Source organism: Jatrophihabitans sp., assembly GCF_035474675.1.
GTDB lineage: Bacteria > Actinomycetota > Actinomycetes > Mycobacteriales > Jatrophihabitantaceae > Jatrophihabitans_A.
The window spans coordinates 1-24,531 of sequence record NZ_DATINC010000056.1 but is presented as its reverse complement, the minus strand read 5'-3'; the positions used below and the strand labels follow the sequence as shown (position 1 = coordinate 24,531).

21 protein-coding genes and 2 pseudogenes are annotated in these 24,531 nt (G+C 72.4%); 10 read left to right on the top strand and 13 right to left on the bottom strand.

The window, feature by feature from the left end:
- Together VLJ82_RS06510 and arc are read right to left on the bottom strand one after the other, a co-directional pair.
- On the bottom strand, positions 1-645 hold a 645-nt coding region (locus VLJ82_RS06510), incomplete at its 3' end, for an MFS transporter (RefSeq protein ID WP_408662516.1).
- 36 nt (positions 646-681) lie between these two features.
- Positions 682-2,376: pseudogene (arc, locus tag VLJ82_RS06505) on the bottom strand (proteasome ATPase); the annotation flags it as partial.
- Positions 2,377-2,603: 227 nt separating this feature from the next.
- On the opposite strand from arc, the gene VLJ82_RS06500 reads away from it, so the two are divergent.
- Positions 2,604-2,912, top strand: a complete 309-nt coding sequence (locus tag VLJ82_RS06500; protein ID WP_408662515.1) for a ferredoxin — start codon at positions 2,604-2,606, stop codon at positions 2,910-2,912.
- Positions 2,913-3,139: 227 nt separating this feature from the next.
- Here VLJ82_RS06500 and VLJ82_RS06495 read toward each other — a convergent pair whose 3' ends face one another.
- A complete protein-coding gene (locus VLJ82_RS06495; RefSeq protein WP_408662514.1) occupies positions 3,140-4,099 on the bottom strand; it encodes a tRNA (adenine-N1)-methyltransferase in 960 nt (319 codons plus the stop codon).
- 54 nt (positions 4,100-4,153) lie between these two features.
- Positions 4,154-5,350: a site-2 protease family protein gene (locus VLJ82_RS06490; RefSeq protein WP_408662513.1), complete on the bottom strand. Its 1,197-nt coding sequence runs from the start codon at positions 5,348-5,350 to the stop codon at positions 4,154-4,156.
- A 126-nt stretch (positions 5,351-5,476) separates the two neighbouring features.
- Here VLJ82_RS06490 and lepB point away from each other — a divergent pair, with 126 nt between their 5' ends.
- Both lepB and VLJ82_RS06480 read left to right on the top strand, forming a co-directional pair.
- Positions 5,477-6,271 (top strand): signal peptidase I, encoded by a 795-nt coding sequence (gene lepB / locus VLJ82_RS06485; RefSeq protein ID WP_408662512.1) that lies wholly within the window; start codon positions 5,477-5,479, stop codon positions 6,269-6,271.
- Positions 6,272-6,354: 83 nt separating this feature from the next.
- Positions 6,355-7,344, top strand: a complete 990-nt coding sequence (locus tag VLJ82_RS06480) for a RecB family exonuclease (protein ID WP_408662511.1) — start codon at positions 6,355-6,357, stop codon at positions 7,342-7,344.
- Between the two features lie 70 nt (positions 7,345-7,414).
- On the opposite strand, the gene VLJ82_RS06475 is transcribed toward VLJ82_RS06480, so the two are convergent.
- Positions 7,415-8,137 (bottom strand): HAD family hydrolase, encoded by a 723-nt coding sequence (locus VLJ82_RS06475; protein WP_408662510.1) that lies wholly within the window; start codon positions 8,135-8,137, stop codon positions 7,415-7,417.
- On the bottom strand, positions 8,134-11,718 hold the full coding sequence (metH, locus tag VLJ82_RS06470; protein WP_408662509.1) for a methionine synthase: 3,585 nt from the start codon (positions 11,716-11,718) through the stop codon (positions 8,134-8,136). Before metH ends, VLJ82_RS06475 begins: the two co-directional genes overlap by 4 nt.
- Positions 11,719-11,876: 158 nt before the next feature.
- Between metH and VLJ82_RS06465 the strand changes: the two genes are divergently transcribed.
- The 3 genes from VLJ82_RS06465 to VLJ82_RS06455 all read left to right on the top strand — a co-directional run bounded on the left by VLJ82_RS06465 (position 11,877) and on the right by VLJ82_RS06455 (position 14,613).
- Entirely contained in the window at positions 11,877-12,743 is an 867-nt protein-coding gene (locus tag VLJ82_RS06465; protein ID WP_408662508.1) for a PAC2 family protein, read from the top strand.
- A 131-nt stretch (positions 12,744-12,874) separates the two neighbouring features.
- A complete protein-coding gene (locus tag VLJ82_RS06460) occupies positions 12,875-13,624 on the top strand; it encodes a Stp1/IreP family PP2C-type Ser/Thr phosphatase (RefSeq protein WP_408662507.1) in 750 nt (249 codons plus the stop codon).
- Between the two features lie 188 nt (positions 13,625-13,812).
- Positions 13,813-14,613 (top strand): DUF3050 domain-containing protein, encoded by an 801-nt coding sequence (locus VLJ82_RS06455; RefSeq protein WP_408662506.1) that lies wholly within the window; start codon positions 13,813-13,815, stop codon positions 14,611-14,613.
- Positions 14,614-14,647: 34 nt separating this feature from the next.
- On the opposite strand, the gene VLJ82_RS06450 is transcribed toward VLJ82_RS06455, so the two are convergent.
- Together VLJ82_RS06450 and mshC are read right to left on the bottom strand one after the other, a co-directional pair.
- A complete protein-coding gene (locus VLJ82_RS06450; RefSeq protein WP_408662505.1) occupies positions 14,648-15,331 on the bottom strand; it encodes a uridine kinase in 684 nt (227 codons plus the stop codon).
- A gap of 18 nt (positions 15,332-15,349) precedes the next feature.
- The gene (gene mshC, locus VLJ82_RS06445; RefSeq protein ID WP_408662504.1) at positions 15,350-16,588 is read right to left on the bottom strand and encodes a cysteine--1-D-myo-inosityl 2-amino-2-deoxy-alpha-D-glucopyranoside ligase; all 1,239 of its coding nucleotides are present in this window, start codon (positions 16,586-16,588) and stop codon (positions 15,350-15,352) included.
- Positions 16,589-16,668: 80 nt separating this feature from the next.
- Here mshC and VLJ82_RS06440 point away from each other — a divergent pair, with 80 nt between their 5' ends.
- Positions 16,669-17,118, top strand: a complete 450-nt coding sequence (locus VLJ82_RS06440; protein WP_408662503.1) for an SRPBCC family protein — start codon at positions 16,669-16,671, stop codon at positions 17,116-17,118.
- Positions 17,119-17,157: 39 nt separating this feature from the next.
- Here the strand turns inward: VLJ82_RS06440 and VLJ82_RS06435 are convergent, their stop codons facing one another.
- From VLJ82_RS06435 to VLJ82_RS06415, 5 genes are read right to left on the bottom strand one after another with little or no spacing between them, the layout of a single operon-like run.
- Positions 17,158-17,928: an SCO1664 family protein gene (locus tag VLJ82_RS06435; protein ID WP_408662502.1), complete on the bottom strand. Its 771-nt coding sequence runs from the start codon at positions 17,926-17,928 to the stop codon at positions 17,158-17,160.
- Entirely contained in the window at positions 17,921-18,493 is a 573-nt protein-coding gene (locus VLJ82_RS06430; RefSeq protein WP_408662501.1) for a DUF3090 domain-containing protein, read from the bottom strand. The genes VLJ82_RS06435 and VLJ82_RS06430 overlap by 8 nt, the downstream gene beginning before the upstream one ends.
- A gap of 10 nt (positions 18,494-18,503) precedes the next feature.
- Entirely contained in the window at positions 18,504-19,229 is a 726-nt protein-coding gene (locus VLJ82_RS06425) for a histidine phosphatase family protein (RefSeq protein WP_408662500.1), read from the bottom strand.
- Between the two features lie 10 nt (positions 19,230-19,239).
- A complete protein-coding gene (locus VLJ82_RS06420) occupies positions 19,240-20,082 on the bottom strand; it encodes an undecaprenyl-diphosphate phosphatase (RefSeq protein WP_408662499.1) in 843 nt (280 codons plus the stop codon).
- Between the two features lie 40 nt (positions 20,083-20,122).
- A complete protein-coding gene (locus VLJ82_RS06415) occupies positions 20,123-21,187 on the bottom strand; it encodes an LLM class F420-dependent oxidoreductase (protein WP_408662498.1) in 1,065 nt (354 codons plus the stop codon).
- Between the two features lie 115 nt (positions 21,188-21,302).
- Here VLJ82_RS06415 and VLJ82_RS06410 point away from each other — a divergent pair, with 115 nt between their 5' ends.
- From VLJ82_RS06410 to VLJ82_RS06400, 3 genes and pseudogenes are all read left to right on the top strand, one after another.
- Entirely contained in the window at positions 21,303-22,271 is a 969-nt protein-coding gene (locus VLJ82_RS06410; protein ID WP_408662497.1) for an aldo/keto reductase, read from the top strand.
- Positions 22,272-22,321: 50 nt separating this feature from the next.
- Complete coding sequence (locus tag VLJ82_RS06405; RefSeq protein WP_408662496.1) at positions 22,322-24,256, top strand: AAA family ATPase; 1,935 nt, start codon at positions 22,322-22,324, stop codon at positions 24,254-24,256.
- 36 nt (positions 24,257-24,292) lie between these two features.
- Positions 24,293-24,531: pseudogene (locus VLJ82_RS06400) on the top strand (molybdopterin-binding oxidoreductase); the annotation flags it as partial.

Sequence of the window (24,531 nt, the reverse complement as noted above, 5' to 3'; positions counted from 1 at the left end):
CCGCACCCCGGGCACCACCTCCGCCAGCGTCTGGGGCAGCGGGGTGAGCCGCAGGAACACCAGCAGCGACACCACGAAGCTGGCCAGGTCCACCGCGTATGCCAGCCGGATGTCGACGCTGGCCAGCACCCCGCCGAGCACGGTGCCGGCGATGTTGGCCAGTCCCCAGGCCTGGTTGTTCACCATGCTGGCCGCCGGGATCTCGGCGTGCGGCACGTACCGGGGCAGCATCGCGTCCAGGCTGGGCCGCTGCAGGGCGTCGGCCGACACCGCCCCGGCCGCCACCAGGTAGATCAGCCACAGCTGCGGCCGGGCCAGCAGCGCGTTGCCCAGCAGCGCCGCGGTGCAGGCCAGCGCCGCGAGCTCGGAGACCAGCACCACGGTGCGCCGGTCGAACCGGTCGGCGACCGCCCCGCCGAGCAGGCCCACCACCACGATCGGTACGAACTCGGCGGCACCCACCAGGCCGACCGCCACCGTGGAGTCGGTGAGCTGCTTGATTTGGATCGGCACCGCGATCATGGTGAAGAACGCGCCGAAGCTGGACACGCTGGCGGCGATGGTGCGCAGCCGGAAGTCCCGGTGCCGCCGCAGCGGGCTGAGGTCGAGGGTCATCGACCTCAGCCGGGCCCGCCAGTCACTCACCCGGACATCATCGCGGGCCGGGAAAGCGGAATACCGCTACAGGTACTGGCCGGTGTTGGAGATGGTGTCGATGGCCCGTCCGGACTCGCTGCCCTTGCCGCCGGAGATCAGGGTGCGGATGTAGACGATCCGCTCGCCCTTCTTGCCCGAGATCCGGGCCCAGTCGTCCGGGTTGGTGGTGTTGGGAAGGTCCTCGTTCTCCCGGAACTCGTCGATGCAGGCCGCCAGCAGGTGCTGCATCCGCAGGCCGCGCTGGCCGGTGGTGAGCAGGTCCTTGATCGCCATCTTCTTGCCCCGGTCCACGATGTTCTGGATCATCGCGCCGGAGTTGAAGTCCTTGAAGTACAGCGTCTCCTTGTCGCCGTTGGCGTAGGTGACCTCCAGGAAGCGGTTGTCCTCACTCTCGGTGTACATCCGCTCCACGGTGTGCTGGATCATCGCGTTGACGGTGGCCTCGGCCGAGCCGCCGTGCTCGGCGAGGTCGTCGGCGTGGATCGGCAGCGACGGCAGGATGTACTTGGCGAAGATGTCGCGGGCCGCCTCGGCGTCCGGCCGCTCGATCTTGATCTTGACGTCCAGCCGGCCGGGCCGCAGGATCGCCGGGTCGATCATGTCCTCACGGTTGGACGCGCCGATCACGATCACGTTCTCCAGGCCCTCGACGCCGTCGATCTCCGACAGCAGCTGCGGGACGATGGTGTTCTCCACGTCCGAGGACACCCCGGAGCCGCGGGTCCGGAAGATCGAGTCCATCTCGTCGAAGAACACGATCACCGGGGTGCCCTCGCTGGCCTTCTCCCGGGCCCGCTGGAACACCAGCCGGATGTGCCGCTCGGTCTCGCCGACGTACTTGTTCAGCAGCTCCGGGCCCTTGATGTTGAGGAAGAACGAGCGGCCCTTCTCCGAGTCGCCGCGCACCCGGGCGACCTGCTTGGCCAGGGAGTTGGCGACCGCCTTGGCGATCAGGGTCTTCCCGCAGCCGGGCGGGCCGTAGAGCAGGATGCCCTTCGGTGGGCGCAGCTGGTGCTCGCGGAACAGGTCGGCGTGCAGGAACGGCAGCTCCACCGCGTCGCGGATCTGCTCGATCTGCTTGCTGAGCCCGCCGATGTCGGTGTAGTCGATGTCGGGGACCTCTTCGAGGACCAGCTCCTCGACCTCGCTCTTGGGAATCCGCTCGTAGACGTAGGACGAGCGCGGCTCCAGCAGCAGCGAGTCGCCGACCCGCAGCTGCGAGCCGCGCAGGATGTCGGCGATGTGGACGATCCGCTCCTCGTCGGTGTGCCCGATCACCAGGGCCCGGTCGCCGCCCTCGAGCACCTCCTTGAGCATGACCACCTCGCCGGCCCGCTCGTGGCCGCGTGCCTGGACGACGTTCATGGCCTCGTTGAGCATGACCTCCTGGCCGTGCTCGAGGTTGTCGATGCCGACCTCGGGCGAGACCGCGACCCGGAGCTTGCGGCCGCCGGTGAAGATGTCGACCGAGTGCTCGTCCACCTTCTCCAGGAACACGCCGTACCCCGACGGCGGCTGAGCCAGCCGGTCGATCTCCTCCTTGAGGGCCACCAGCTGGTCGCGGGCGTCACGCAGCGTGTCCGCCAGTCGCTCGTTCCGGTCGGTCAGCGACGCGACCCGGGCCTGGGTCTCGACCAGCCGGTCCTCCAGCGCGCGGATCTGGCGAGGGGATTCGGCGATCCGGGCGCGCAGGATCTGCAGCTCGTAGGCGAGTTCCGCCGCATCCGGCTTGCTTGACCCTCGGTCGTTGCCGAACTCTTCCGCCATCTGGCCACCCTTTCCACCTCTGTTGCCGAGCAGTAGGGGCGCTGCTCGATTTTTACCCTACACACGCGGTGTGAAAACGCGAGGCAACTACTCTGATGAGGGGTCACACATCCATTACGTACGTCCAACAGGGCACGATGGCGATGATGGCCGGCAGCGACGGAGCGAGGGGCGAGGCAGTGACAGAGCAGGCGGCGACAGCGGGCGGCAGTCCGTCCGAGGCGCTAGAGGTGTGGATCGACCAGCAACTGTGCACCGGTGACGGTCTGTGCGTGCAGTACGCCCCCGAGGTGTTCGAGTTCGACGTCGACGGCCTGGCCTACGTCAAGGACGCCGACGGCGAGCTCAAGCAGAGCGACGGCGCCCGGGTTTCGGTGCCGGCCAACCTCAGGCTGGACGTGATCGACTCGGCCAAGGACTGCCCGGGCAACTGCATCCACGTGGCCCGGGCGGCCGACGGGGTGCTGGTGGCCGGTCCGGACGCCTGAGAGGCCACCGCCGGCGCGGTTCTGTTTGTTTGGGGTTCTGACGGGGCCGTGGCCCCTTTGGGCCGCGGCCCCTTTCGACCGTCATAAGGATTGGTCGCTATGGCGGGCGATCTTTATGACAGTCGCGCTGCGGGCTCCGGCCTCGGTTCCGGGCTCCCGGGCGGTGGCCTTCGGCCACCTGGGCTATGGCCTTCGGCCACCCGGACTATGGCCTTGGTCACCCGGCTCTACGGCAGCGGCGGCCGGAACGGCTTGCCAGCGCCGTCCGGGTCGGCCTCCGGTGCTGCCTCGGTTCCCAGGCCGAAGGCCTCCTCCAGCTCGGCGGCCTTGGCTGGCCGGCGTTGCCGGGTCGGCGCCACCACCCCCGGTGCCAGCCGGCGGGCGGTGACCAGGAACGCGGTGTGCCCCTGCATCCGGTGGTCAGGGCGGACCGCCAGGCCCAGCACGTGCCAGCTGCGCAGCAGGCACTCCCAGGCGTGCGGCTCGGTCCAGCCGCCGGAGTCCCGCAGCGCCTCGACCAGCCGGGACAGCTGGGTGGTGGTGGCCACGTAGCCCACCAGCACGCCGCCCGGGCGCAGCGCCCGGCCCACCGCGGCCAGCGCATCCCAGGGCGCCAGCATGTCCAGGATGACCCGGTCGACCACCTCGGTATCCGGGTGGGAGTTCACGTCGGCCAGCCGCAGCTGCCAGTTGTCGGGGGCGGCGCCGAAGAACGCGTCGACGTTGCGGCGGGCGTGTTCGAGGTGGTCGGCGCGGCGCTCGTAGGAGATCACCGAGCCCGCCGGGCCGACCGCCCGCAGCAGCCAGCAGGTCAGTGCCCCGGATCCCGCGCCGGCCTCCAGCACCCGGGCGCCGGGATGGATGTCGCCCTGGGTCACGATCTGGGCGGCGTCCTTGGGGTAGATCACCGCCGCGCCACGCGGCATCGACAGGACGTAGTCGGTCAGCAGCGGGCGCAGCGCCAGGTAGGAGGTGCCGGAGCTGGAGACCACCACCGAGCCTTCATCGGCGCCGATCAGGTGGTCGTGCTCCAGGGCGCCGCGGTGGGTGTGGAACTGCTTGCCGGCCGCCAGGGTGACGGTGTGCAGCCGGCCCTTGGGGTCGGTCAGCTGGACCCGGTCGCCGACTTGAAAAGGCCCGCAGCGCCCGGACGCTGCGCCGGTGCCGGGCACGGAGGAAGAGGCCACGCTGCCACAACTCTCTACTAGGGATCGATACCTTATCGACCCTGCCGTGCCGGGTCAGCTCGGCGGGTGCCGGCGCAGTCGCGGCCTCGGCAGCCCGAGCGCCCGGGCCAGGTCGACGGCGGCGACCACGCCGCGGGCCACCCCGTCCCTGCCGACCACCAGGTACTCCGAGGCCGGGTTGCTGCGCAGGGAGTCCAGCAACTGTTCGCCGGCCACGTCCTCGGCCAGGATCAGTCCCGGTTCGAGTTCGCGCGCCACCTGCGCCAGCGAGGTCCAGGGCCGGCGTTCGGAGGGCAGCTGGATGATCCGGGCTTCGTCCACCAGGGCCCGGCTGCGGCCTTGCCCGTCGATCAGCACGATGCCGCCGGCGCCGGTCTCGGCGGTCCGGCGGACCGCCTCGGACACCGGGGTGTGCGGTGGCAGGTAGAGCGAAGGTCGCAACAGGTCAGCGAGCCGCAGCCGGGCCGCCCGGGCGTTGAGCTCGGCCATCCGCAGCGTCTGGCTGGCCCCGATCCACAGGAAGGCCACCACCGCGAACCCCATCGCGGTCGAGGTCACGGTCACCAAGTCGGCCGGCGTGCTGCCGCCCAGCACCGCGTTGCCGTACAGGACTGCCAGGCCCAGCAGGACGGCCACCCCGCGGCCGCACCAGGCCGCGATCCGGATCGCAGTCAGCCGGGAACTGCCCATCATCCAGATCAGCGCCTGCACCAGCCGGCCGCCGTCCAGCGGCAGTCCCGGCAGCACGTTGAACACCGCGATGACCAGGTTGCTCCAGGCCAGCAGCAACAGCAGCACCCCGACCGCGGACTCCTCCGGCGGCAGCAGGCTGACCACCCAGCAGCCACCGGCCAGGCCCAGCGAGACCAGCGGGCCGGCCGCGGCGATCACGAACTCGTCGCGCGGCCGGCTGGCCTCGCCGTCGATCTCGGACACCCCGCCCAGCAGGAACACCACGATCCGTCGCACCGGCAGGCCCACCACCTGGCTGACCACGGTGTGGCCCACCTCGTGCAGCAGCACCGAGGCGGCCAGCGCGGTCGCGAACAGCATGCTCAGGACGTAGGAGGCGGTGTGCGAGGCACCCGGGATCTGTTCGCGCAGGAAGCCGGCGTAGCTGATGGTGATGAAACCGGCTGCCAGCAGCCAGCTCGGGGTGAGGAAGATCGGCACTCCCAGCACCGAGCCGATCCGGAGCAGCCGGCTGCCGGTCTGCGGATTCCGGTCCGGCTCCGACCGTGGGCTGCTCACGACGTCGATCGTACGAGGTGGGGGCGACAAGTCCGGTGGCTCGCGGCCGGCCCGGCCGGGCGAGCGCGGCGCGCGGGGCAAGCCGGCGACGCCCCGGTGGCTTGGCGACCCTTTAGCCTGGCGAGTGTGGCAGAACCTGGGCAGCCCGCGGCCGAGAACCCCGGTCCGGACCTGCGGACTCGCATCCAGGCCCGGATCGCGGAGCGGCGTGCCGCTGAGCAGCGGCCGGTGGAGTCGCCCGGCCAGCTACCAGTGGAGCCACCGATGGAGTCGCCCGGGCAGCCACCGATGGGGTCGAACGGCCGCCGGCCGGCAGGTACGCCCCGCCGGCCGGTCGCCGAATCGTCCGGCCGGCATCGCCCGGCCCCGGCCAGGCCGCGGAACAGCCCGCCTGGCCGGTTGCTGCGGGCAGTCGTGTTCTGCCTCGCGGTGGTGGTCTCGGTGGTGCTGCTTCGCACCTTTGTGATCGCCTCCTATTACATTCCGTCAGCCTCCATGGAGCCGACCCTGCACGGCTGCCAGCACTGCGAGCCGGACCTGGTGGTGGTGGACAAGCTGTCCTACCGGTTCGGCTCGGTCGGCCGGTCCGACGTGATCGTGTTCGACCGGCCGCCGCTGGCCCCGCCGGAGGACCCGCAGCTCATCAAACGGGTGATCGGGCTACCCGGCGAGACGATCAGCGGCCACGATGGGCGGGTGTACATCGGGTCCAAGGCGTTGACCGAGCCCTATGTCAGCCCGGCCTGCGGCGGCACCGCCGACTTCGCCGCCGTCACGGTGCCGCCCGGCCGGTACTTCGTGATGGGCGACAACCGCTGCGACTCCCTGGACTCCCGGGTGTTCGGGGCGATCGCGCGCTCCAGCATCGTGGGCCGGGCGGTGGCGGTCAGCTGGCCGGTCAAGCACCTGCGCTGGCTCTGAGCTGGGGCGCTGCCATGGATCAGGCGCCCGACGCGCGGAGCGGTTCGGAAGTTCTGTCAGTACCCCCGCCTAGTGTTGCCGCCATGACCTCCCCCGACGTGCTGGACGCCCCACCGGCTGAGCCGCGCCTGCTGCCCCTGCCCGCCCCGGGCGTGCTGCCGGCGGTCGAGCAGACCCCGCTCGCGCCGGTCGAGGCTCCGTTGCCGCCGGCGTTCCTCGGCTCGCTGTCGCCGTCCCGGGCCGCCGACTTCAAGACCTGCCCGCTGCTCTACCGGTTCCGCAGCATCGACCGGCTGCCCGAGACGCCGAGCCGGGCCGCCACCCGGGGCACCGTGGTGCACGCGGTCCTGGAGCACCTGTTCGACCTGCCCGCCGACGAGCGCACCGTCGAGCAGGCCCAGGCCGACGTGCTGCCGTCCTGGCAGCAGCTGCTCGACGCCGATCCGGAGCTGGCCCAGCTCTTCGACGGCGACGCCGAGGGCGTGGAGCTGACCGCGTGGCTGGACTCGGCCCGCGACCTGGTGAAGAACTACTTCGCGCTGGAGGACCCGCGCCGGCTGGAGCCGGCCGCCCGCGAGGAGCTGGTCGAGGTGGTGCTGGACGGCCTGCGGCTGCGCGGCTACGTCGACCGGCTGGACGTCTCGCCGGCCGGCGACATCCGGGTGGTGGACTACAAGACCGGCTCCATCCCACGCGAGACGTCCGAGGCCCGGGCGCTGTTCCAGATGAAGTTCTACGCGCTGGTGCTCTGGCGGACCCGGGGGGTGGTGCCCCGCCAGCTGCGGCTGATCTACCTGGCCGACACCGACACGCTCAGCTACCAGCCGGAGGCCGAGGAGCTGGCCCGGTTCGAGGGCACCCTGCAGGCCATCTGGAAGGCGATCGCGGCGGCCACCCTGACCGGTGACTTCCGGCCGAGCCCCTCAAAGCTGTGCGACTGGTGCTCCCACCAGCAGCTGTGCCCGGCCAAGGGCGGCACTCCCCCGCCGTTTCCGTTCGACGCCCTGGCCCGGTCCACCGAGGAGCGGCGTACCGAGCCCGCCCCCGGCACCGAACCGGTCGTCGACATCTGACCCGCCACCAGCCCGGACGGCACCGGAACCGGTCGCACACTCGGCTGGCAAGCGCCGTACGGCGTACGGCTCAGAACTTGGCGTAGTCCGCGACCAGGGTGGCCAGGTCGGTGACCGTCACGTCAGCCAGGTCGTCCAGAACTACCCGGCCCGGCGCGCCGGCCAGCGGCACCTGGTTCTGCACCGCCAGCACCACGCAGCCCGCCGCCTCCGCCGAGGCAACCCCGGCCGGCGAGTCCTCGATGGCCAGGCACCGGGACGGCTCGACGCCGAGCCGGGCGGCCGCGGTCAGGTACGCCTCGGGATCCGGCTTGCCGGCACTGACCTGGTCACCGGTCACCAGGGTGGCGAAGGTGCCGGGTGGCAGCTGGTCGGCCACCGCCCGGGCCAGCGGCTGGTAAGACATGGTGACCATGGCACACGGCACCCCGGCGGCGCGCAGCTCAGCCAGCAACCGCCGGACCCCGGGCCGCCACACCACCCGGCGCCGCACGTCGGCCAGCACCTCGGCCAGCAACCGGTCCACGATCTCGGCCAGCGGCAGCTCGACCCCGCCGTGCTCGCGGAGGTAGGCGGCTGACACCAGCAGCGGGTTGCCGACCAGCGCCCGGGCGTGCGCGTCGTCCCAGCTGCCGCCGAACTCGGCCACCAGCCGGTACTCCGCCGCCATCCAGGACGGCTCGGTGTCGACCAGGGTGCCGTCCAGGTCCCACAGCACGGCCTGCAGCCCGGCCAGGCCGCGCAGCTCAGGAAGCCCGGTCGATGCCGCCGGGCCGTCGGCGAGCTCGCTCACTTGGCGGCGAAGTACTTGGCCTCGGGATGCGGCACGATGATCGCCGAGGTGGACTGCTCCGGCACCAGCTGGAACTCCTCGGACAGGCTCACCCCGATCCGTTCCGGCCGCAGCAGCCGGAACAGCTGCTCCTGGTCCTCCAGGTTCGGGCAGGCCGGGTAGCCGAAGGAGTAGCGCGAGCCCCGGTAGCCCTGCTTGAAGATCTCGTCCAGGTCGTCCGAGTCCTCCCCGGCGTAGCCCAGCTCCTCGCGCACCCGGCGGTGCCAGAGCTCGGCCAGCGCCTCGGTCAGCTGCACCGACAGGCCGTGCACCTCCAGGTAGTCGCGGTAGTTGTTGGCCGCGAACAGCTCGTTGGCGAACTCCGAGATCCGCGAGCCCATGGTGACGACGTGGAAGGCCACCACGTCGGTCTGCCCGGACTCCCGGGACCGGAAGAAGTCGGCGATGCACAGCCGGCGGTCCCGGCGCTGCCGCGGGAACTCGAAGGACTCCGCCTCGACGCCGTCCTCGGTCAGGATGATCAGCTTGTTGCCCTCGCTGACGCAGTGGAAGTAGCCGTAGACCACGGCCGCCTCCAGCACGCCCTCGGTCTGGAACCGCTCCAGCCAGTACCGCAGCCGTGGCCGGCCCTCAGTCTCGACCAGCTCCTCGTAGCTCGGGCCCTTGCCGCCCCGGCCGCCCTTGAGGCCCCACTGGCCCATGAAGGTGGCCCGCTCGTCCAGCAGCGTGGCGTACTCGGCCAGCGCGATGCCCTTGACCACCCGGGAGCCGAAGAACGGCGGCACCGGTACCGGCACGTCGGTGGCCACGTCCGAGCGGGTGCCCTCCAGCGGGTCAGGCTCCGCCTCCTCGGCAGCCCTGCGCTCGGCGGCAATCCGCAGCGACCGCTCCCGGCGAGCCTTGCGCTCGGCGAGCTTCCGGCTCTCCTCGTCCGACAGCTTCGTGTCGTCCGGCCCGTTCGGGTCCACCGCGACCCCGCCGCGGCGGACCGCCATCAGCGCGTCCATCAGCCGCAGCCCGTCGAAGGCGTCCCGCGCGTAGCGGACATCGCCGGTGAAGATCTCCGACAGGTCGTGCTCGACATAGGCGCGGGTCAGCGCCGCGCCGCCGAGCAGCACCGGGTACTTGTCGGCCACCCCGCGGGAGTTCATCTCCACGAGGTTCTCCTTCATCACCACGGTGCTCTTGACCAGCAGCCCGGACATGCCGATCGCGTCGGCGGAGTGCTCCTCGGCGGCCTCCAGGATGGCGCTGATCGGCTGCTTGATGCCGATGTTGACCACCGTATAGCCGTTGTTGGACAGGATGATGTCGACCAGGTTCTTGCCGATGTCGTGCACGTCGCCCTTGACGGTCGCCAGCACGATGGTGCCCTTGCCGTCGCTGTCGGTCTTCTCCATGTGCGGCTCGAGATAGGCCACCGACGCCTTCATCACCTCGGCCGACTGCAGCACGAACGGCAGCTGCATCTCGCCGCTGCCGAACAGCTCGCCGACCGTCTTCATCCCGTCCAGCAGGGTGGAGTTGATGATCTCCAACGCCGGACGCTCCGACAGCGCCTCGTCGAGATCGGCCTCCAAGCCGTTGCGCTCACCGTCGATGATCCGCCGCTTGAGCCGCTCGTCCAGCGGTAGCAGGGCCAGCTCCTGGGCCCGGGTGGCGGCGCTGGACTGCGAGGAGACCCCTTCGAACAGCTGCAGGAACCGCTGCAGCGGGTCGTAGGCCTCGCGAACGCTGCCGTCCTCGGCGACACCCTCCGGACGGCGCCGGTCATAGACCAGGTCGAGGGCCACCTCCAGCTGCTCGGCCGGGATCTTCGACATCGGCAGGATCTTGGAGGCGTGCACGATGGCCGAGTCCAGGCCGGCCTCGACACACTCGTGCAGGAACACCGAGTTCAGCACCTGCCGGGCCGCCGGGCTCAACCCGAAGGAGACATTGGACAGCCCCAGCGTGGTCTGCACCTCGGGATGGCGGCGCTTGAGCTCGCGGATCGCCTCGATGGTCTCGATGCCGTCCCGGCGGGTCTCCTCCTGGCCGGTGGCGATCGGGAAGGTCAGGCAGTCGACCATGATGTCGGACAGCGGGAAGCCCCAGTTGCCGGTCAGGTCGGCGATCAGCCGCTCCGCGATCGCGATCTTGTGCTCGCGGGTTCGAGCCTGGCCCTCCTCGTCGATGGTGAGCGCGACCACCGCGGCGCCGTGCTCCTTGACGATCGGCAGCATCCGGGCGTAGCGGGAGGTCGGGCCGTCGCCGTCCTCGAAGTTGACCGAGTTGACGATCGAACGGCCGCCGACCATCTCCAGGCCCGCCTCGATGACCGGCGGCTCGGTCGAGTCCAGCATCAGCGGCAGGGTGGAGGCGGTGGCGAACCGGCCGGCGATCTCGCGCATGTCCTGGGCACCGTCGCGGCCGACGTAGTCGACGTTGACGTCCAGCAGGTGCGAGCCGTCCCGGCTCTGCGACCGGGCGATCTCCACGCACTGCGACCACTCGCCGGCCAGCATCGCCTCCCGGAACGCCTTGGAGCCGTTGGCGTTGGTGCGCTCGCCGATCATCAGCACCGAGGCGTCCTGCCGGAACGGCACGCTGGAGTACAGCGAGGCCACCGACGGCTCGGTCACCGGGCGGCGGCGGGCCGGCCGCAGCTCGGCCACCCGCTCGGCGACCAGCCGGATGTGCTCCGGGGTGGTGCCGCAGCAGCCGCCGACCAGGTTGGTGCCGAACTCGGTGACGAAGGAGGCCAGCGAGCTCGCCAGCTCCTCGGGGGTGAGCGGGTAGACCGCGCCGTTCGGGCCGAGCTCGGGCAGGCCGGCGTTCGGCATCACCGACAGGCCGATCTCCGCGTGCTGGGACAGGTAGCGCAGGTGCTCGCTCATCTCGGCCGGACCGGTGGCGCAGTTCAGGCCGATCAGGTCGATGTCCAGCGGCTCCAGGGCGGTCAGCGCCGCGCCGATCTCGGAGCCGAGCAGCATGGTGCCGGTGGTCTCGACGGTGACCTGGGCGATCACCGGCAGTTGCCGGCCGGCATCGGCCAGCGCCCGCTTGCAGCCGATCACGGCGGCCTTGGTCTGCAGCAGGTCCTGCGAGGTCTCGACCAGCAGCACGTCCGCGCCGCCTTCGATCAGCCCGGCGGCCTCCTCGGAGTAGGCGTCGCGCAGCTTGCTGAAGTGGACGTGGCCGAGGGTCGGCAGCTTGGTGCCGGGGCCCACCGAGCCGATCACGAACCGGGGCCGCTCCGGCGTGGAGTGCCGGTCGGCGACCCGGCGGGCGATCCGGGCGCCGGCCTCGGCCAGCTCGCGGATCCGGTCGGCGATGTCGTACTCGGCGAGGTTGGCCCAGTTCGCGCCGAAGGTGTTGGTCTCCACCGCGTCGGCGCCGGCGGCGAAGTAGGCCTCATGGACGTTTTCCACCACATCGGGCCGGCTGACGTTGAGGATCTCGTTGCAGCCCTCCAGCCCCTCGAAGTCGTCCAGGGTCAGGTCGGCCGCCTGCAGCATGGTGCCCATCGCGCCGTCGGCGACCAGCACTCGTTCGGTCAGGGCGGAGAGGAACTCATTGCTTGCGGGATCCAAAGGCACGACCAGCAGTTTACCGGGCTGCGAGGTCCCCGACGGCCGCTGCGCGTGCTGTCCGGCCGGGGGTCGCGGTAGTCGCGCCGGAGGGTATCGGCAGCCGGGCGGGAAGGTTACGGCCCGTTACTGCTCCTGCCGCAGCCGCGGAGCCCTAAGCTGGTCCGATGATGGAATTCGAGAACTGGCCGGAACTCAAGGACCCGGTTCTCGTCGCCGCCTTCGAGGGCTGGAACGACGCCGGGGACGCCGCCACCGGCGCGGTGGAGCATCTGGAGCTGACCTGGTCGGCGAGCCCGCTGGCCGCGCTGGACCCGGACGACTACTACGACTTCCAGGTCAACCGCCCGACGGTCTCGCTGGTCGACGGCGTGTCGCGCCGGATCAGCTGGCCGACCACCCGGCTGTCGGTCTGCCGGCCCACCGGGGCGGACTTCGACCTGGTGCTGGTGCGCGGCATCGAGCCGAACATGCGCTGGCGCGGGTTCTGCGAGGAGCTGCTGGAGATCATGCGCGAGCTCGGGGTGCGCACCGCGGTCACCCTGGGCGCGCTGCTGTCGGACTCGCCGCACACCCGGCCCACCCCGGTGACCGGCACCTCATACGACCCGGCCAGCGCCGCCCGGTACGGCCTGGACCGGTCCCGCTACGAGGGCCCGACCGGCATCGTCGGCGTGCTGCAGGAGGCCTGCGTGCGGGTCGGCATCCCGGCCATCTCGTTCTGGGCGGCGGTGCCGCACTACGTCGCCCAGCCGCCGAACCCCAAGGCCACCATCGCGCTGCTGCACCGGGTCGAGGAGGTGCTCGACATCGCGGTGCCGCTGGGCGAGCTGCCGGCCCAGGCCGACGACTGGCAGAAGCTGGTCAACGAGATGGCCGCCGAGGACGAGGACGTCCGCGACTACATCCGCAACCTCGAGGAGCGCGACGACGAGGGCGAGCTGCGGGAGGCCTCCGGGGACGTGATCGCCCGGGAGTTCGAGCGCTACCTGCGCCGGCGCGACAAGGGCAACCCGCCGTCGGGGCCGATGTAACGGGCCTGAGGTAGTACGCCACGCACGGTCGGTAACGCGCACGGTCGGCGGGCCGGGACATCGCCGGGCCAATAGACTGCCAGTTCGACCAGCAGCCGTCGCACGCCGGACGAAGGGATGCCGCGCAGACCATGCTCACCTTGCGCTGGGGTACCGCGACCGACGTCGGGCGGGTCCGCAAGCTGAACGAGGACAGCCTGCTCGCCGTCCCCACCCTGTTCGTGGTGGCCGACGGCATGGGCGGGCACGCCGCGGGCGAGGTGGCCAGCCAGCTGGCGGTCGCCGAGTTCGCCCGGCTGGCCGAGCAGCAGGGGGTCAGTTCCGACGACCTCGCCGAGACGGTCCAGCGGGCCAACGAGCACATCCTGTCCGCGGGGGCCGAGCGCGGCGACCGGTACGGCATGGGCACCACGCTGACCGGCATCGGCGTGGTGAGCGCCGCCGACGGTGAGCAGCTGGCGGTGTTCAACGTCGGCGACTCGCGGGTCTACCGGCTCAGCGACGGCCGCCTCGACCAGCTCACCGTGGACCACTCGGCGGTGCAGGAGCTGGTGGACGCCGGCCGGATCACCCCGCAGGCCGCCCGGTCGCACCCGCGGCGCAACGTGGTGACCCGCTCGCTGGGCTCGCAGCCGAGCCCGGCCCCGGACGTCTGGCTGGTGCCGCCGGTGGCCGGCGACCGGTTCCTGGTGTGCTCGGACGGGCTCACCGGCGAGCTGGAGGACCCGGCCATCGCCGAGCTGCTCGGCAGCAGCGACGACCCGCAGGCCGCGGCCGACGAGCTGGTGCGCCAGGCGCTGGCCGCCGGCGGCCACGACAACGTGACCGTGGTGGTGCTGGACGTGGCCGAGGTACCCGACTCCGCACCGGCCGGCGCCTGACCGGCTGCCGCGCCACCGGCCCGCCCGGCGCACCCCGCGGTACGGATCGCGGGTTAATAACTGATTAACGCAAGGTTAATTCGTGCCTGCCGCCGTGCCTGAATGCCTAAGTTTGCGATGCAGTCACCGGTGACTACAGACTGCCCCGCATTTCCCTCTCGCATTCCCCCTAGGAAAGGACGACCCACGTGTCGCGTTACGACTGGGGCAAGAACCATGCGGCCATCGACGAACTCCGCGAGCGGGTCGAGCCGGCGCGGGTCCAGGTGATCCACCATCCCGTCTACCACCGGTTGGCGAGCCTGCACGATGTCAACACCTTCACCGAGACGCACGTGTTCGCCGTGTGGGACTTCATGTCCCTGCTGAAGAACCTGCAGCGCAACCTCACCTGCGTCGACGTCCCGTGGGTGCCGCGCGGCTCGACGGAGAGCCGGCGGCTGATCAACGACATCGTCCTGGTCGAGGAGAGCGACGCGCTCGGCGACGGGTTCACCAGCCACTTCGAGCTTTACGTCAGCGGAATGGAGCAGGCCGGCGCCGACACCGTCCCGGTCACCGAGTTCCTCGCCAGGATCGGCACCGGCGAGCCGGTCCGCACCGCGCTGGCGGCGGCCTCGGTGCCGGCGGCCGCCGCAGCGTTCGTCGAGACCACCTGGGGGTTCATCGAGTCCGCACCGCTGCACAGCCAGGCCGCGGCCTTCGCCTTCGGCCGCGAGGACCTGATCCCGGAGATGTTCGACCAGGTCGTCAAGATCGACGACCAGGGCGGGCGGCTGGCCACCTTCAAGGACTACCTCGCCCGGCACATCGAGGTCGACGGCGAGGAGCACACCCCGATGGCCATGGCGATGCTGGCCGACCTGTGCGGCGACGACCGCGCCAAGTGGGACGAGGCGGCGACCACCATCATCGCGGCGCTGCAGGCCCGGGTCGCGCTGTGGGACGGCATCCTGGCCCAGCTCGAGGTCGCCCCGGCCCCCGCCTAGTCCCACCTGGCCCGGCCCCGGGCCTAGCTCCGGCCTAGGCCCGGTCGGGTGACGGCGGAAGCCGGACCGGCACCGGCGCGGCGAGCACGGTGTTGTCGATCACCACGTCGGCCCGCTGCTCCGGCCGGCAGCGGGCCAGGTAGTGGCGCTGGGCGAGCACGTAGCGCGCCATGGACGGATGCTCCGGATCCGGACTGGTGCCGTCCCGGTGTGCCATCCGGCGGGCGGTCTCGGCGAAGCCGACGTCGAGGAACACCGACAGCTCCCAGGCACCGGCCAGCTCCTCGCGGTGCAGGAAGATCCCGTCCAGCACCAGCACCGCGCTGGCCGGAGCGCTGACCGGCGGCGCTGCCAGCACCCGGTCGGTGGCCAGGTTGTGGCCGGCGGCCCGGTAGCGGCGGCTGCCGCCGGGACCCAGCGGGGTGAGCACCTCGGCCCACAGCCGCGGGTAGTCGAAGGAGTCCAGCCAGAACCCGCTCGGCGACTGCCGGCCCCGGCGGTAGCGGACCGCCCGCACCTGGTGGAAGTCGTCGGCGCTGACCCGCACCACCGGCCGGCCCCGGCGGCGCAGTGCCGCCGCCAGCTCGTCGGCGAAGCAGGTCTTGCCGGCCCCGTCCACGCCGTCGACGCCCACCCGGACGCAGTCGTCGCTGGTGGCCGGCGGCACCAGGGCGGCGACTAGGTCCAGCAGTCCGGCGCGGTCCGGCGGGGCGGGCAACTGGCCACCCACCCCGTGTTACAGCCGGACGCCGAGCAGCGCGTCCACGGTGCGGGCCATCAGCGCCGGTGCGTCCGGATCGGCGCCGGAGGAGACCTGCTCCACGGCCGAGCGGGCCCACCGGTCGACCGCGGCGATCGCGCCGGTGGTGTCCAGGTCGTCGGCCAATCGGTCGCGGACCTGCTCCAGCAGCGGCCGGGCGTCCGGGCCGGTCGGCTGGGCAGCGGCCCGCCGCCAGTTCGCCAGCCGCCGCTCGGCCTGCGGCAACCGGCCGCCGGTCCACTCCCGGTCGGCGCGGTAGTGCCCGTCCAGCAGCGCCAGCCGGATCGCCATCGGGTCCACCCCGGCGCCGCGCAGCTTGGAGACGAACACCAGGTTGCCGCGGGACTTGCTCATCTTCTCCCCGTCCAGCCCGATCATGCCGGCGTGCACGTAGTGCCGGGCGAACGGCCACTCGCCGGTGAGCGCCTCGGCGTGCGCGGCGGAGTGCTCGTGGTGCGGGAACCGCAGGTCCGACCCGCCGCCCTGCACGTCGATGCCCATGCCCAGCCGGTTGTGGGCGATCACCGAGCACTCGATGTGCCAGCCCGGCCGGCCGGGGCCGACGGCGGTGTCCCAGCTCGGCTCGCCGTCGCGGCGGCCGCGCCACAGCAGCGCGTCCAGCGGATCCTGCTTGCCCGGCCGGTCCGGGTCGCCGCCGCGCTCGGCGAACAGTTCCAGCATCTGCGCCCGGGAGTAGCGCGACTCGTAGCCGAACCGGCCGGCGGTCCGGGCGTAGATGTCCTGCTCCAGCCGGTAGGCGTGGTCGTCGGCCAGCAGCTTGGCCACCCCCTCGGCGATCTCGTCCACCGCCTCGGTGACGCCGACGTAATCCTGCGGCGGCAGCACCCGCAGCGCGGTCATGTCCTGGCGGTACAGCTCGGTCTCGCGTTCGGCGAGCTCGGTCCAGCCGATGCCGGTCGCGGCGGCCCGCTCCAGCAGCGGGTCGTCGATGTCGGTGACGTTCTGCACGTAGTGCACCCGGTGGCCGGCGTCCAGCCAGAGCCGGTACACCAGGTCGAAGGCCAGGTAGGTCGCGGCATGGCCCAGGTGCGTCGCGTCGTAGGGAGTGATGCCGCACACATACAGCCGGGCGGTGCTGCCCGGCGCGGTGGGCCGGACCTCGTCGGCCGCGGTGTCGTAGAGCCGCAGCGGGCGGGGTTGCCCCGGCAATGCCGGCAGATCGGAGGTGTGCTCGGGGCTGGGCCAGGACCGCATGGCCGCTACGTTAGCCGCCGGTGGCACCGCAGACACCCGCCGGGCGGCGCATTCCGGACCGGTCCGGTAGAACTGGTGGGGTGTTCGGATCCTCGCGCTACCTCGTCTCGGTGACCCGGCTGATCCCGGCCGACCGACAGTGGCTGTTCGACCTCGTCGCCGACCCCGCTCAGCATCCGGTGATCGACGGGTCCGGGTCGGTGAAGGCGGCCCGGCCGGGCGGCCCCGAGCGGCTCAGCCTGGGTGCCACCTTCTCGATGGACATGAATCTCGGCACGGACTATCGGATCCGCAACACCGTGATCGAGTTCGACGAGCCGTCGCTGATCGCCTGGCGGCACTTCAACGGCCACGTCTGGCGGTACCGGTTCGCCGAGGCGCCGGGTGGTACCCAAGTGACTGAGGAATGGGACGCCCGGGGTGTGTGGAACCGGCTTGCCCTGGTACTGCTGGGCTTTCCGCAGCGCAACCGGGCCGGCATGGCGGCCACCCTGGACCGGCTGGCCGAGCTGGCGGCCGCCCGCGACTGACCCTGGCCGAACCGTTGACCGGCCGTTGAACCCACCCGGCTAGTACGGCGGGTACGGCACCGCCGGCCAGTTGGGCGACGGCATCGGAAAGCTGCCCTTGACCAGCAGCCGGCGCACCCGTTTGCGGGCGGCCCGCACTTCGGCGGTGGTGAGCAGCTCGCCCAACGCCTCCCCCAGGCTGCCGTCCAGCAGCCCGGACAGCCGCTGCAGCATCTCGATGCCCTCGTCCGGGATGGGGTCGCCGGCCCACTGCCACAGCACGGTGCGCAGCTTGTTCTCCACGGCGAAGCTCACTCCGTGGTCGACGCCGTAGACGTGCGGGTCGGTGCCGGCCACGCCACTCAGGCCGGGGCCCGGAACCGGCAGCAGGTGCGAGACCTTGCGGTCGGAGTTGTTGACCACCGCGTCCAGGAGCGCCATCCGCTGCAGCCCGGTCAGCTCGCCGCCGTTGATCGCGGCGATGATGTCGAAGGACTCGTCGTGGGCGATCCACAGCTGCACCATGCCGGTGCCCAGCGGCCCCTCGCGCAGCACGGTCGGCGGCACCGGCTCCCAGCCGGTGGCGGCGGCCACCAGGTAGGTGGCCACCTCGCGCCCGGCCAGCGTGCCGTCTGGGAAGTCCCACAGCGGGCGCTCGCCCGAGACCGGCTTGTACACGCAGGCCGCCGCCACCCCGGCCAGTTCCACGCCGCAGTACAGGGTGGCGTTGGAGGCCGTGGTGATCCGGCCCTGGACCGTGATCTCGCCCCGTTCGAGCAGTTCCAGAGCGTCGGCCACCGGCAGTGCAACCGGCGGGGTGAGCTCAGTCACCCGACCCCAGCCGGACCTGGCGCCGGTAGCCGTTGCTGCGCGGACAGACGTGCCCGGCCGGATCCAGCGGCTCGTTGCACAGCGGGCACGGCGGCCGGCCGGCCGCCACCACCCGGCGGGCTCGCTCGATGAACTCCACCGCGGCCTGGTGGGCCAGCCGCACCCGCAGCGCGTCCGGGCCCTCCTCGACGTCTTCGAGCAGGCTGTCCTCGGCCGCCTCCTGCGAGTCGGCCGGCGCCTGCGCCTCGATCATGATCAGGCCGGAGTCGGTGTCGTAGGCCAGCCCCATGGCGGCCACCCGGAACTCCTCGTCGATCGGGTTTTCCAGCGGATCGGTATCCGGCACGACCGCCTGCGGCAGCTCGACGCCACTGCGGCTGGCGACCTCGTCGAGCAGCTGCTTCATCCGGTCGGCGAGCACCATGACCTGGGCTTTCTCCAGTGCCACGCTGACGATCCGGTGGTCGTCGGCGGCCTGCAGGTAGAACACCCGTTCGCCGGGTTGGCCGACGGTGCCGACGACGAAACGTCGCGGCTGGTCGAAGAAATACAACTGGCGGCTCATCACACCCAGCCTAGACGGCTCCGGCTCCAGCGCCACCGCCCACGGTCGCATCCGAGGACGGCTGCCTGCGGCGCCCGCCGCGTTTCGGCGGCGGCGGCAGGAACCGGCTCAGGTCGCCGGTGGTGTCGTTGAGGCTGAGCACGAACGGCCGGCCGGCGGTGTAGCGCACCGCCGACACCGAGCACGGGTCCACCACCAGCCGCTGGAACAGGTCCAGGTGCAGGCCGAGGGCGTCGGCCAGCACGGCCTTGATCACATCGCCATGGCTGCAGGCCACCCACAGCGCGTCCGGGCCGGTGGCGGCGGCGAGCTCGGCGTCGGTGGCCCGTACCGCGCGGACCGCCCGCTCGGCCATCGCGGCCATCGACTCACCGCCCGGGAAGGTCACCCCGGACGGGTGTGCCTGCACCACCGGCCACAGCGGGTCCTTGGCCAGCGAGGCGATGGTGCGGCCGGTCCAGTCGCCGTAGTCGCACTCGACCAGCCGGCGCTCGGTGCGCTGCGGCACCGTCCGGCCGGCGGCCTGCTGGGCCCGCACGACGGCCCGGGCGGTCTCGGCGCAGCGCTCCAGCGGGCTGGTGCGCACCGCGGCCAGCGGCAGCACCGCCAGCCGTTGGGCGACCGCGGCCGCCTGCGCGGTGCCTCGCTCGTCCAGGTGCACCCCGGGGGTCCGGCCGGCCAGCACCGGACCGGTCATCGCGGTCAGGCCGTGCCGCAGCAGCAGGACGGTGGGCATGCCGGCCGCCTCAGGTCGCCGACAGCGCGCCGCCGGCCAGCAGGCCGAACAGCAGCAGGCCGAGCGCGACCCGGTAGCCGATGAACAGGAACGTCGAGTGCCGCGAGACGTAGCGCAGCAGCCAGGCGATCGAGGCCAGCCCCACGCCGAACGAGATCACCGTGGCCAGCACGGTGATGCCCATCCCGGGGGCGTCCGGGCCGCCGATGTCCTTGGCCTCGAACAGGCCCGAGGCCACCACCGCCGGTACCGACAGCAGGAACGAGAACCGGGCCGCGGTCACCCGGTCCAGGCCGCGGAACAGCCCCGCGGTGATGGTGGAACCGGACCGGGACACGCCGGGGATCAACGCCAGCGACTGGGCGGCGCCGACCACCAGGGCATCCGTGGTGGTGATGTCGTCCTCGGCCCGCTTCCGGCTGCCGACCCGCTCGGCCACCCCCAGCACCAGTGCCAGCACGATCAGCGCGCTGGCGATCAACCACAGGTTGCGGGCGCCGGTGGTGATCTGGTGCTTGAACACCAGGCCCAGCACCCCGACCGGGATGGTGGCCAGGATCAGGTACCAGCCCATCCGGTACTCCAGGGTGCCGCGCACCCGGCGGTCGACCAGGCCGCGCAGCCAGGCCACCGCCACGTGCAGCAGCTCGCGCCAGAAGAACAGCACCACCGCGGCCATCGTGCCGAGCTGGATGACGGCGGTGAACGCGGTGAAGCCGGGCTGGCTGACGTCCGGGTTGATCCAGGCCTGCAGGATTCGCAGGTGCGCGGTGGACGAGATCGGCAGGAACTCGGTCAGCCCCTGCACCACGCCGTACGCGGTGGCCTGCCAGAACGAGATGTCGGCGCTCATCGGCCGCTCGCAACGTCGGAAGCCGGCCGGCTCGTGTGGCTCATGAGGCGCAGCCCGACCGGCGCAGCGCCTCGGCGGCGACCCGCAGGCTGGTCAACCGGTCCTCCAGGGTGGCGCCGTGCGGCATCACGTTCAGCGAGGTGACCCCGGCGGCGGCGTAGTCGGCCATCCGCCGGGCGATCCGCTCCGGGGTGCCGAGCAGCGAGGTGGCGTCGACGAACTCGAACGGCACCGCGGCGGCCGCGGCCTGGTAGTCGCGGGCCAGGAACCGCTCCTGGATCACCGCCGCCTCGTCCGGGTAGCCCATCCGGACGGCGAGCTGGTTGTAGAAGTTGACCTCCCGGCTGCCCATCCCGCCGATGTAGAGGGCGGCGTAGCCGCGGATCGGCTCGGCCAGCGCGGCCAGGCTGTCGGCGTCGTCGGAGTCCCCGACCACCAGCGGGGCGCTGGCCACCACGTCGAAGCCGTCGAGGTCCTTGCCGACCCGGGCGCGGCCGGCGGCGATCCGGTCCAGCTGCTCGGCGGCGAAGTCGGTGGAGAAGAAGATGGACAGCCACCCGTCGGCGATCTCGCCGGTTAGTTCCAGGTTCTTCGGCCCGACCGAGGCCAGGTAGACGGGAATGTGCTCGCGCACCGGGTGCACGGTCAGCTGCAGCGCCTTGCCGGGCCCGTCGGGCAGCGGCAGCGTGTAGTGCCGCCCTTCGTAGCGCACCCGCTTGCGCGACAGCGCCAGGCGAACGATGTCGACGTACTCCCGGGTGCGGGCCAGCGGCTCGGCGAACCGGACGCCGTGCCAGCCCTCGGACACCTGCGGGCCGGACACCCCGAGCCCGAGCCGGAACCGGCCGCCGGACAGGGTGTCCAGGGTGGCCGCGGTCATCGCCGCCATCGCGGGACTGCGGGCCGGGATCTGCAGGATCGCGCTGCCCAGCCCGATCCGCTCGGTCTGCGCGCCGACCCAGGCCAGCACCGTCGGCGCGTCCGAACCGTAGGCCTCGGCTGCCCAGGCGCAGGAGTAGCCGAGCTGGTCGGCCTCCCTGGCCAGCACCAGGTTCTCGGCATCGTTGCCCGTCCCCCAGTAGCCCAGGTTCAGTCCCAGTTTCACGCGGGCCACCATACCGACGGCCGGAGACCGGCTACTCGCGGGTAGGTCCCGGCCGGTGGCCTCGAGGCGGTGCGCGTCCCGGCCGGCGCCGGAGGCGTGCACTAGGTTCTGGCGCGTGGAACTGCGTGCGCTGGGACGGAGCGGCCTGAAGGTGTCCCGGCTGGGACTGGGCACCATGACCTGGGGGGCGGGCACCGACCCGGACGAGGCGGCGGCCATCCTGGTCGCCTTCCGGGACGCCGGCGGCACCCTGGTCGACACCGCGGCCTCCTACTCGCACGGCGATTCCGAGCGCATCCTGGGCGCCCTGATCGCCGACGTGGTGCCGCGCTCGGAGCTGGTGCTGGCCTCCAAGGCCGGGCTGAGCTGGCTGGGCGACCAGCGCTCGGTGGACGCCTCCCGCGGCGCGCTGCTGCGCACCCTGGACGAGTCGCTGACCAACCTGGGCGTGGACTACCTCGACCTGTGGCAGGTGCACACCGTCGATGCCGGTGTGCCGGCCGAGGAGACGCTGTCGGCGCTGGACGCGGCGGTCAGCTCCGGCAAGGTCCGCTACGCCGGTGTGTCGAACTATCCGGGCTGGCGTACCGCCCAGGCCGCCACCTGGCAGCGGGCGGTGCCGGGCCGGGCGACGCTGGTGTCCAACCAGGTGCGCTACTCGCTGCTGGAGCGCGGCGTCGAGCGCGAGGTGCTGCCGGCCTGCCTGGAACTCGGGCTGGGCATCCTGGCGTACTCCCCGCTCGGCGGCGGGGTGCTGACCGGCAAGTACCGGCACGGGGTGCCGGCGGACTCCCGGGGTGCCGCGCAGGGCCGCAGCCTGGCCAGCTACTCCGACGGCCGCCAGGTCGGCATCGTCGAGGCGGTGGCCACCGCGGCCGACGGGCTGGCCACCTCGCCGATCACCGTGGCGCTGTCCTGGTTGCGCAACCGGCCCGGGGTGGCCGCGGCCATCGTCGGCGCCCGGACGCTGGGCCAGCTGACCGCCGCGGTGCAGTCGCTGGCGGTGGAGCTGCCGCTGGAGATCCAGCTGGCCCTCGACGACGTGTCCGCGCCCCGGTTCGGCTATCCCGAGGACGTCCGCTGACCGCAGCGAACCCGGCCGATCAGGCGTTCGCGGCGTTCTGCTCGGCCGGGTTGTGGCCGGGACTGGGCAGCACGCTGGCCGCCGAGCTGCCCGAGGCCGGCATCCGCCGCCCGCAGGACGTGAGCGTCGAGGCGCTGACCCGGCTGCCCCGGGTGGGACAGCTGCGGGCCGGCCGGCTGTTCTCGGCCTACCTGGCCGCACAGCCGGCCTACGAGGTGGTGCAGCTGCTGCTGGCGGCGGGGTTGCCGGCCCGGCTGGCCGGCCGCGCGGTGGAGCTGTTCGGGGCGGGAGCGCACCGGCTGCTGCGCGACGACCCGTGGCGGCTGCTGCAGTTGCCCGGGGTGGACGTGCCGGACGCCGACGCGCTGGCCCGGGCGGCGATCCCGGGCGTCGGGCCGTCCGACCCGCGCCGGTCCCGGGCGCTGGTGGGCTTCGTGCTGGCCCGGGTGGCGCGCGACGGCCACACCGTGTGGCCGGCCGCCGAGGTCAAGCTGGATCTGGAGCTGTACCGGATTCCCGACCCGGACCAGGCGATCGCCGATGCCTGTGCCGGCGAGACCGTCCGGAGCGTGCTAGCCGCCGGCGGAACGGAGCAGCTGCTGGCGCTGGCCCGGTACGCGGCGGCCGAGGCCGAGATCGCCGACTCGGTGCACCGGCTGGCCCGCACCGCCACCCCGCTGGCGGCTGTGGGAAAGAAGGGTCGCCGGACCAAGAAGGCTCCGGACGACGACCCGGACTCGCTGGACGAGGTGCAGCGCAGCGCGGTCGGCAACGCCCTGGCGTACGGGGTGAGCGTGCTGACCGGGGGCCCGGGCACCGGCAAGAGCCGGACGGTGGCCACCGTGGTGCGCGAGGCCGGCCGGCTGGGCAAGACGGTGGCGCTGGCCGCCCCGACCGGCCGGGCCGCCAAGCGGCTGGCCGAGCTGTGCGATGCCGACGCGATGACCATCCACCGGCTGCTGGGCGTCCAGCCGCGCGCCGGCGAGGGCGGCGAGGTGGACTTCAGCGCCGGCTTCGCCCGGGGTGCGGACTGGCCGCTGGACGAGCAGCTGGTGGTGGTGGACGAGGCCTCGATGCTGGACGTGGAGTTGGCGGCCGCGCTGCTGCGGGCCTGTGCCGACGGCACCCACCTGATGTTCGTGGGCGACTCCGCGCAGCTGCCTTCGATCGGGCCGGGGCAGGTGCTGGCCGACCTGATCTCCTCCGGCGCGGTGCCGGTGGTGGAGCTGGCCACCCTGTACCGCCAGGACGCCGGCGGCGCGATCGCCCGGCTGGCCACTGCGGTGCGGGCCGGCGAGCTGCCCGCGGTGGACTCCCCCGACCGCGAGGTGGTCATCGTCCCGGCCCGCGGGTCGGCCGACTGCGCGCACCGGGTGGTGCAGCTGATGACCGACTCGATCCCCCGGGCGCTGGGCATCGAGACCGACCAGATCCAGGTGGTGACGCCGGTGCACCGCGGGCCGGCCGGCACCATCGAGCTGAACGCCGCGCTCAAGGCCCGGCTCAACCCGTCCCCGTTCGGCAAGTCCGGCGGCCGGTTCGACCCGGGCGACCGGGTGGTGGCCACCGCCAATCACCTGGAGGCGAGTCCGACTGGCTTCGCCAACGGCGAGGTGGGGACGGTGACCGCGGTCCGCGACCGGGTGGTGACCATCGACTTCGGCACCACGGCGCCGGCGCTGGCCGAGGTGTCGGGCAAGATGCTGGCCGACATCAGCCACGGCTGGGCGATCACGGTGCACCGGGCACAGGGCTCGGAGTTCCGCGGGGTGGTCGTGGTGCTGCCGCCGGAGGCGGGCCGGATGCTGTCCCGGCCGCTGGTCTACACCGCGCTGACCCGGGCCCGGGCGCACCTGTCGGTGGTGCGCGGCAGCGGGCCGGCGCTGGTCCGGGCGGTCCGCGACATCGGCGCCACCCCGCGGCGCACCACGCTGGCGTCCGCGCTGATGGCCGGCGCCGGTTCCAGCATTCGCACCGAATCGTAAGAACCCCGGGCCGGAGTCTGGGCAATCATGGAAGCCGTGGACCCGACCGCACAGCCGAGAGATTCCGCGCCGACCGCCAGGACGACCGGTGCGCTGATCGGCCTGCTGGCCGGCGGGGTGGCGGTGGCCGCCGGTGAGCTGGCGGCGGCGCTGGTCCGGCCGGCCGCCGCGCCGGTGATCGCGGTCGGCAACCGGCTGATCCTGCTCACCCCCGAGCCGGTCAAGCGCTGGGCGATCCGGCAGTTCGGCACCGGTGACAAGCACGTGCTGCTCAC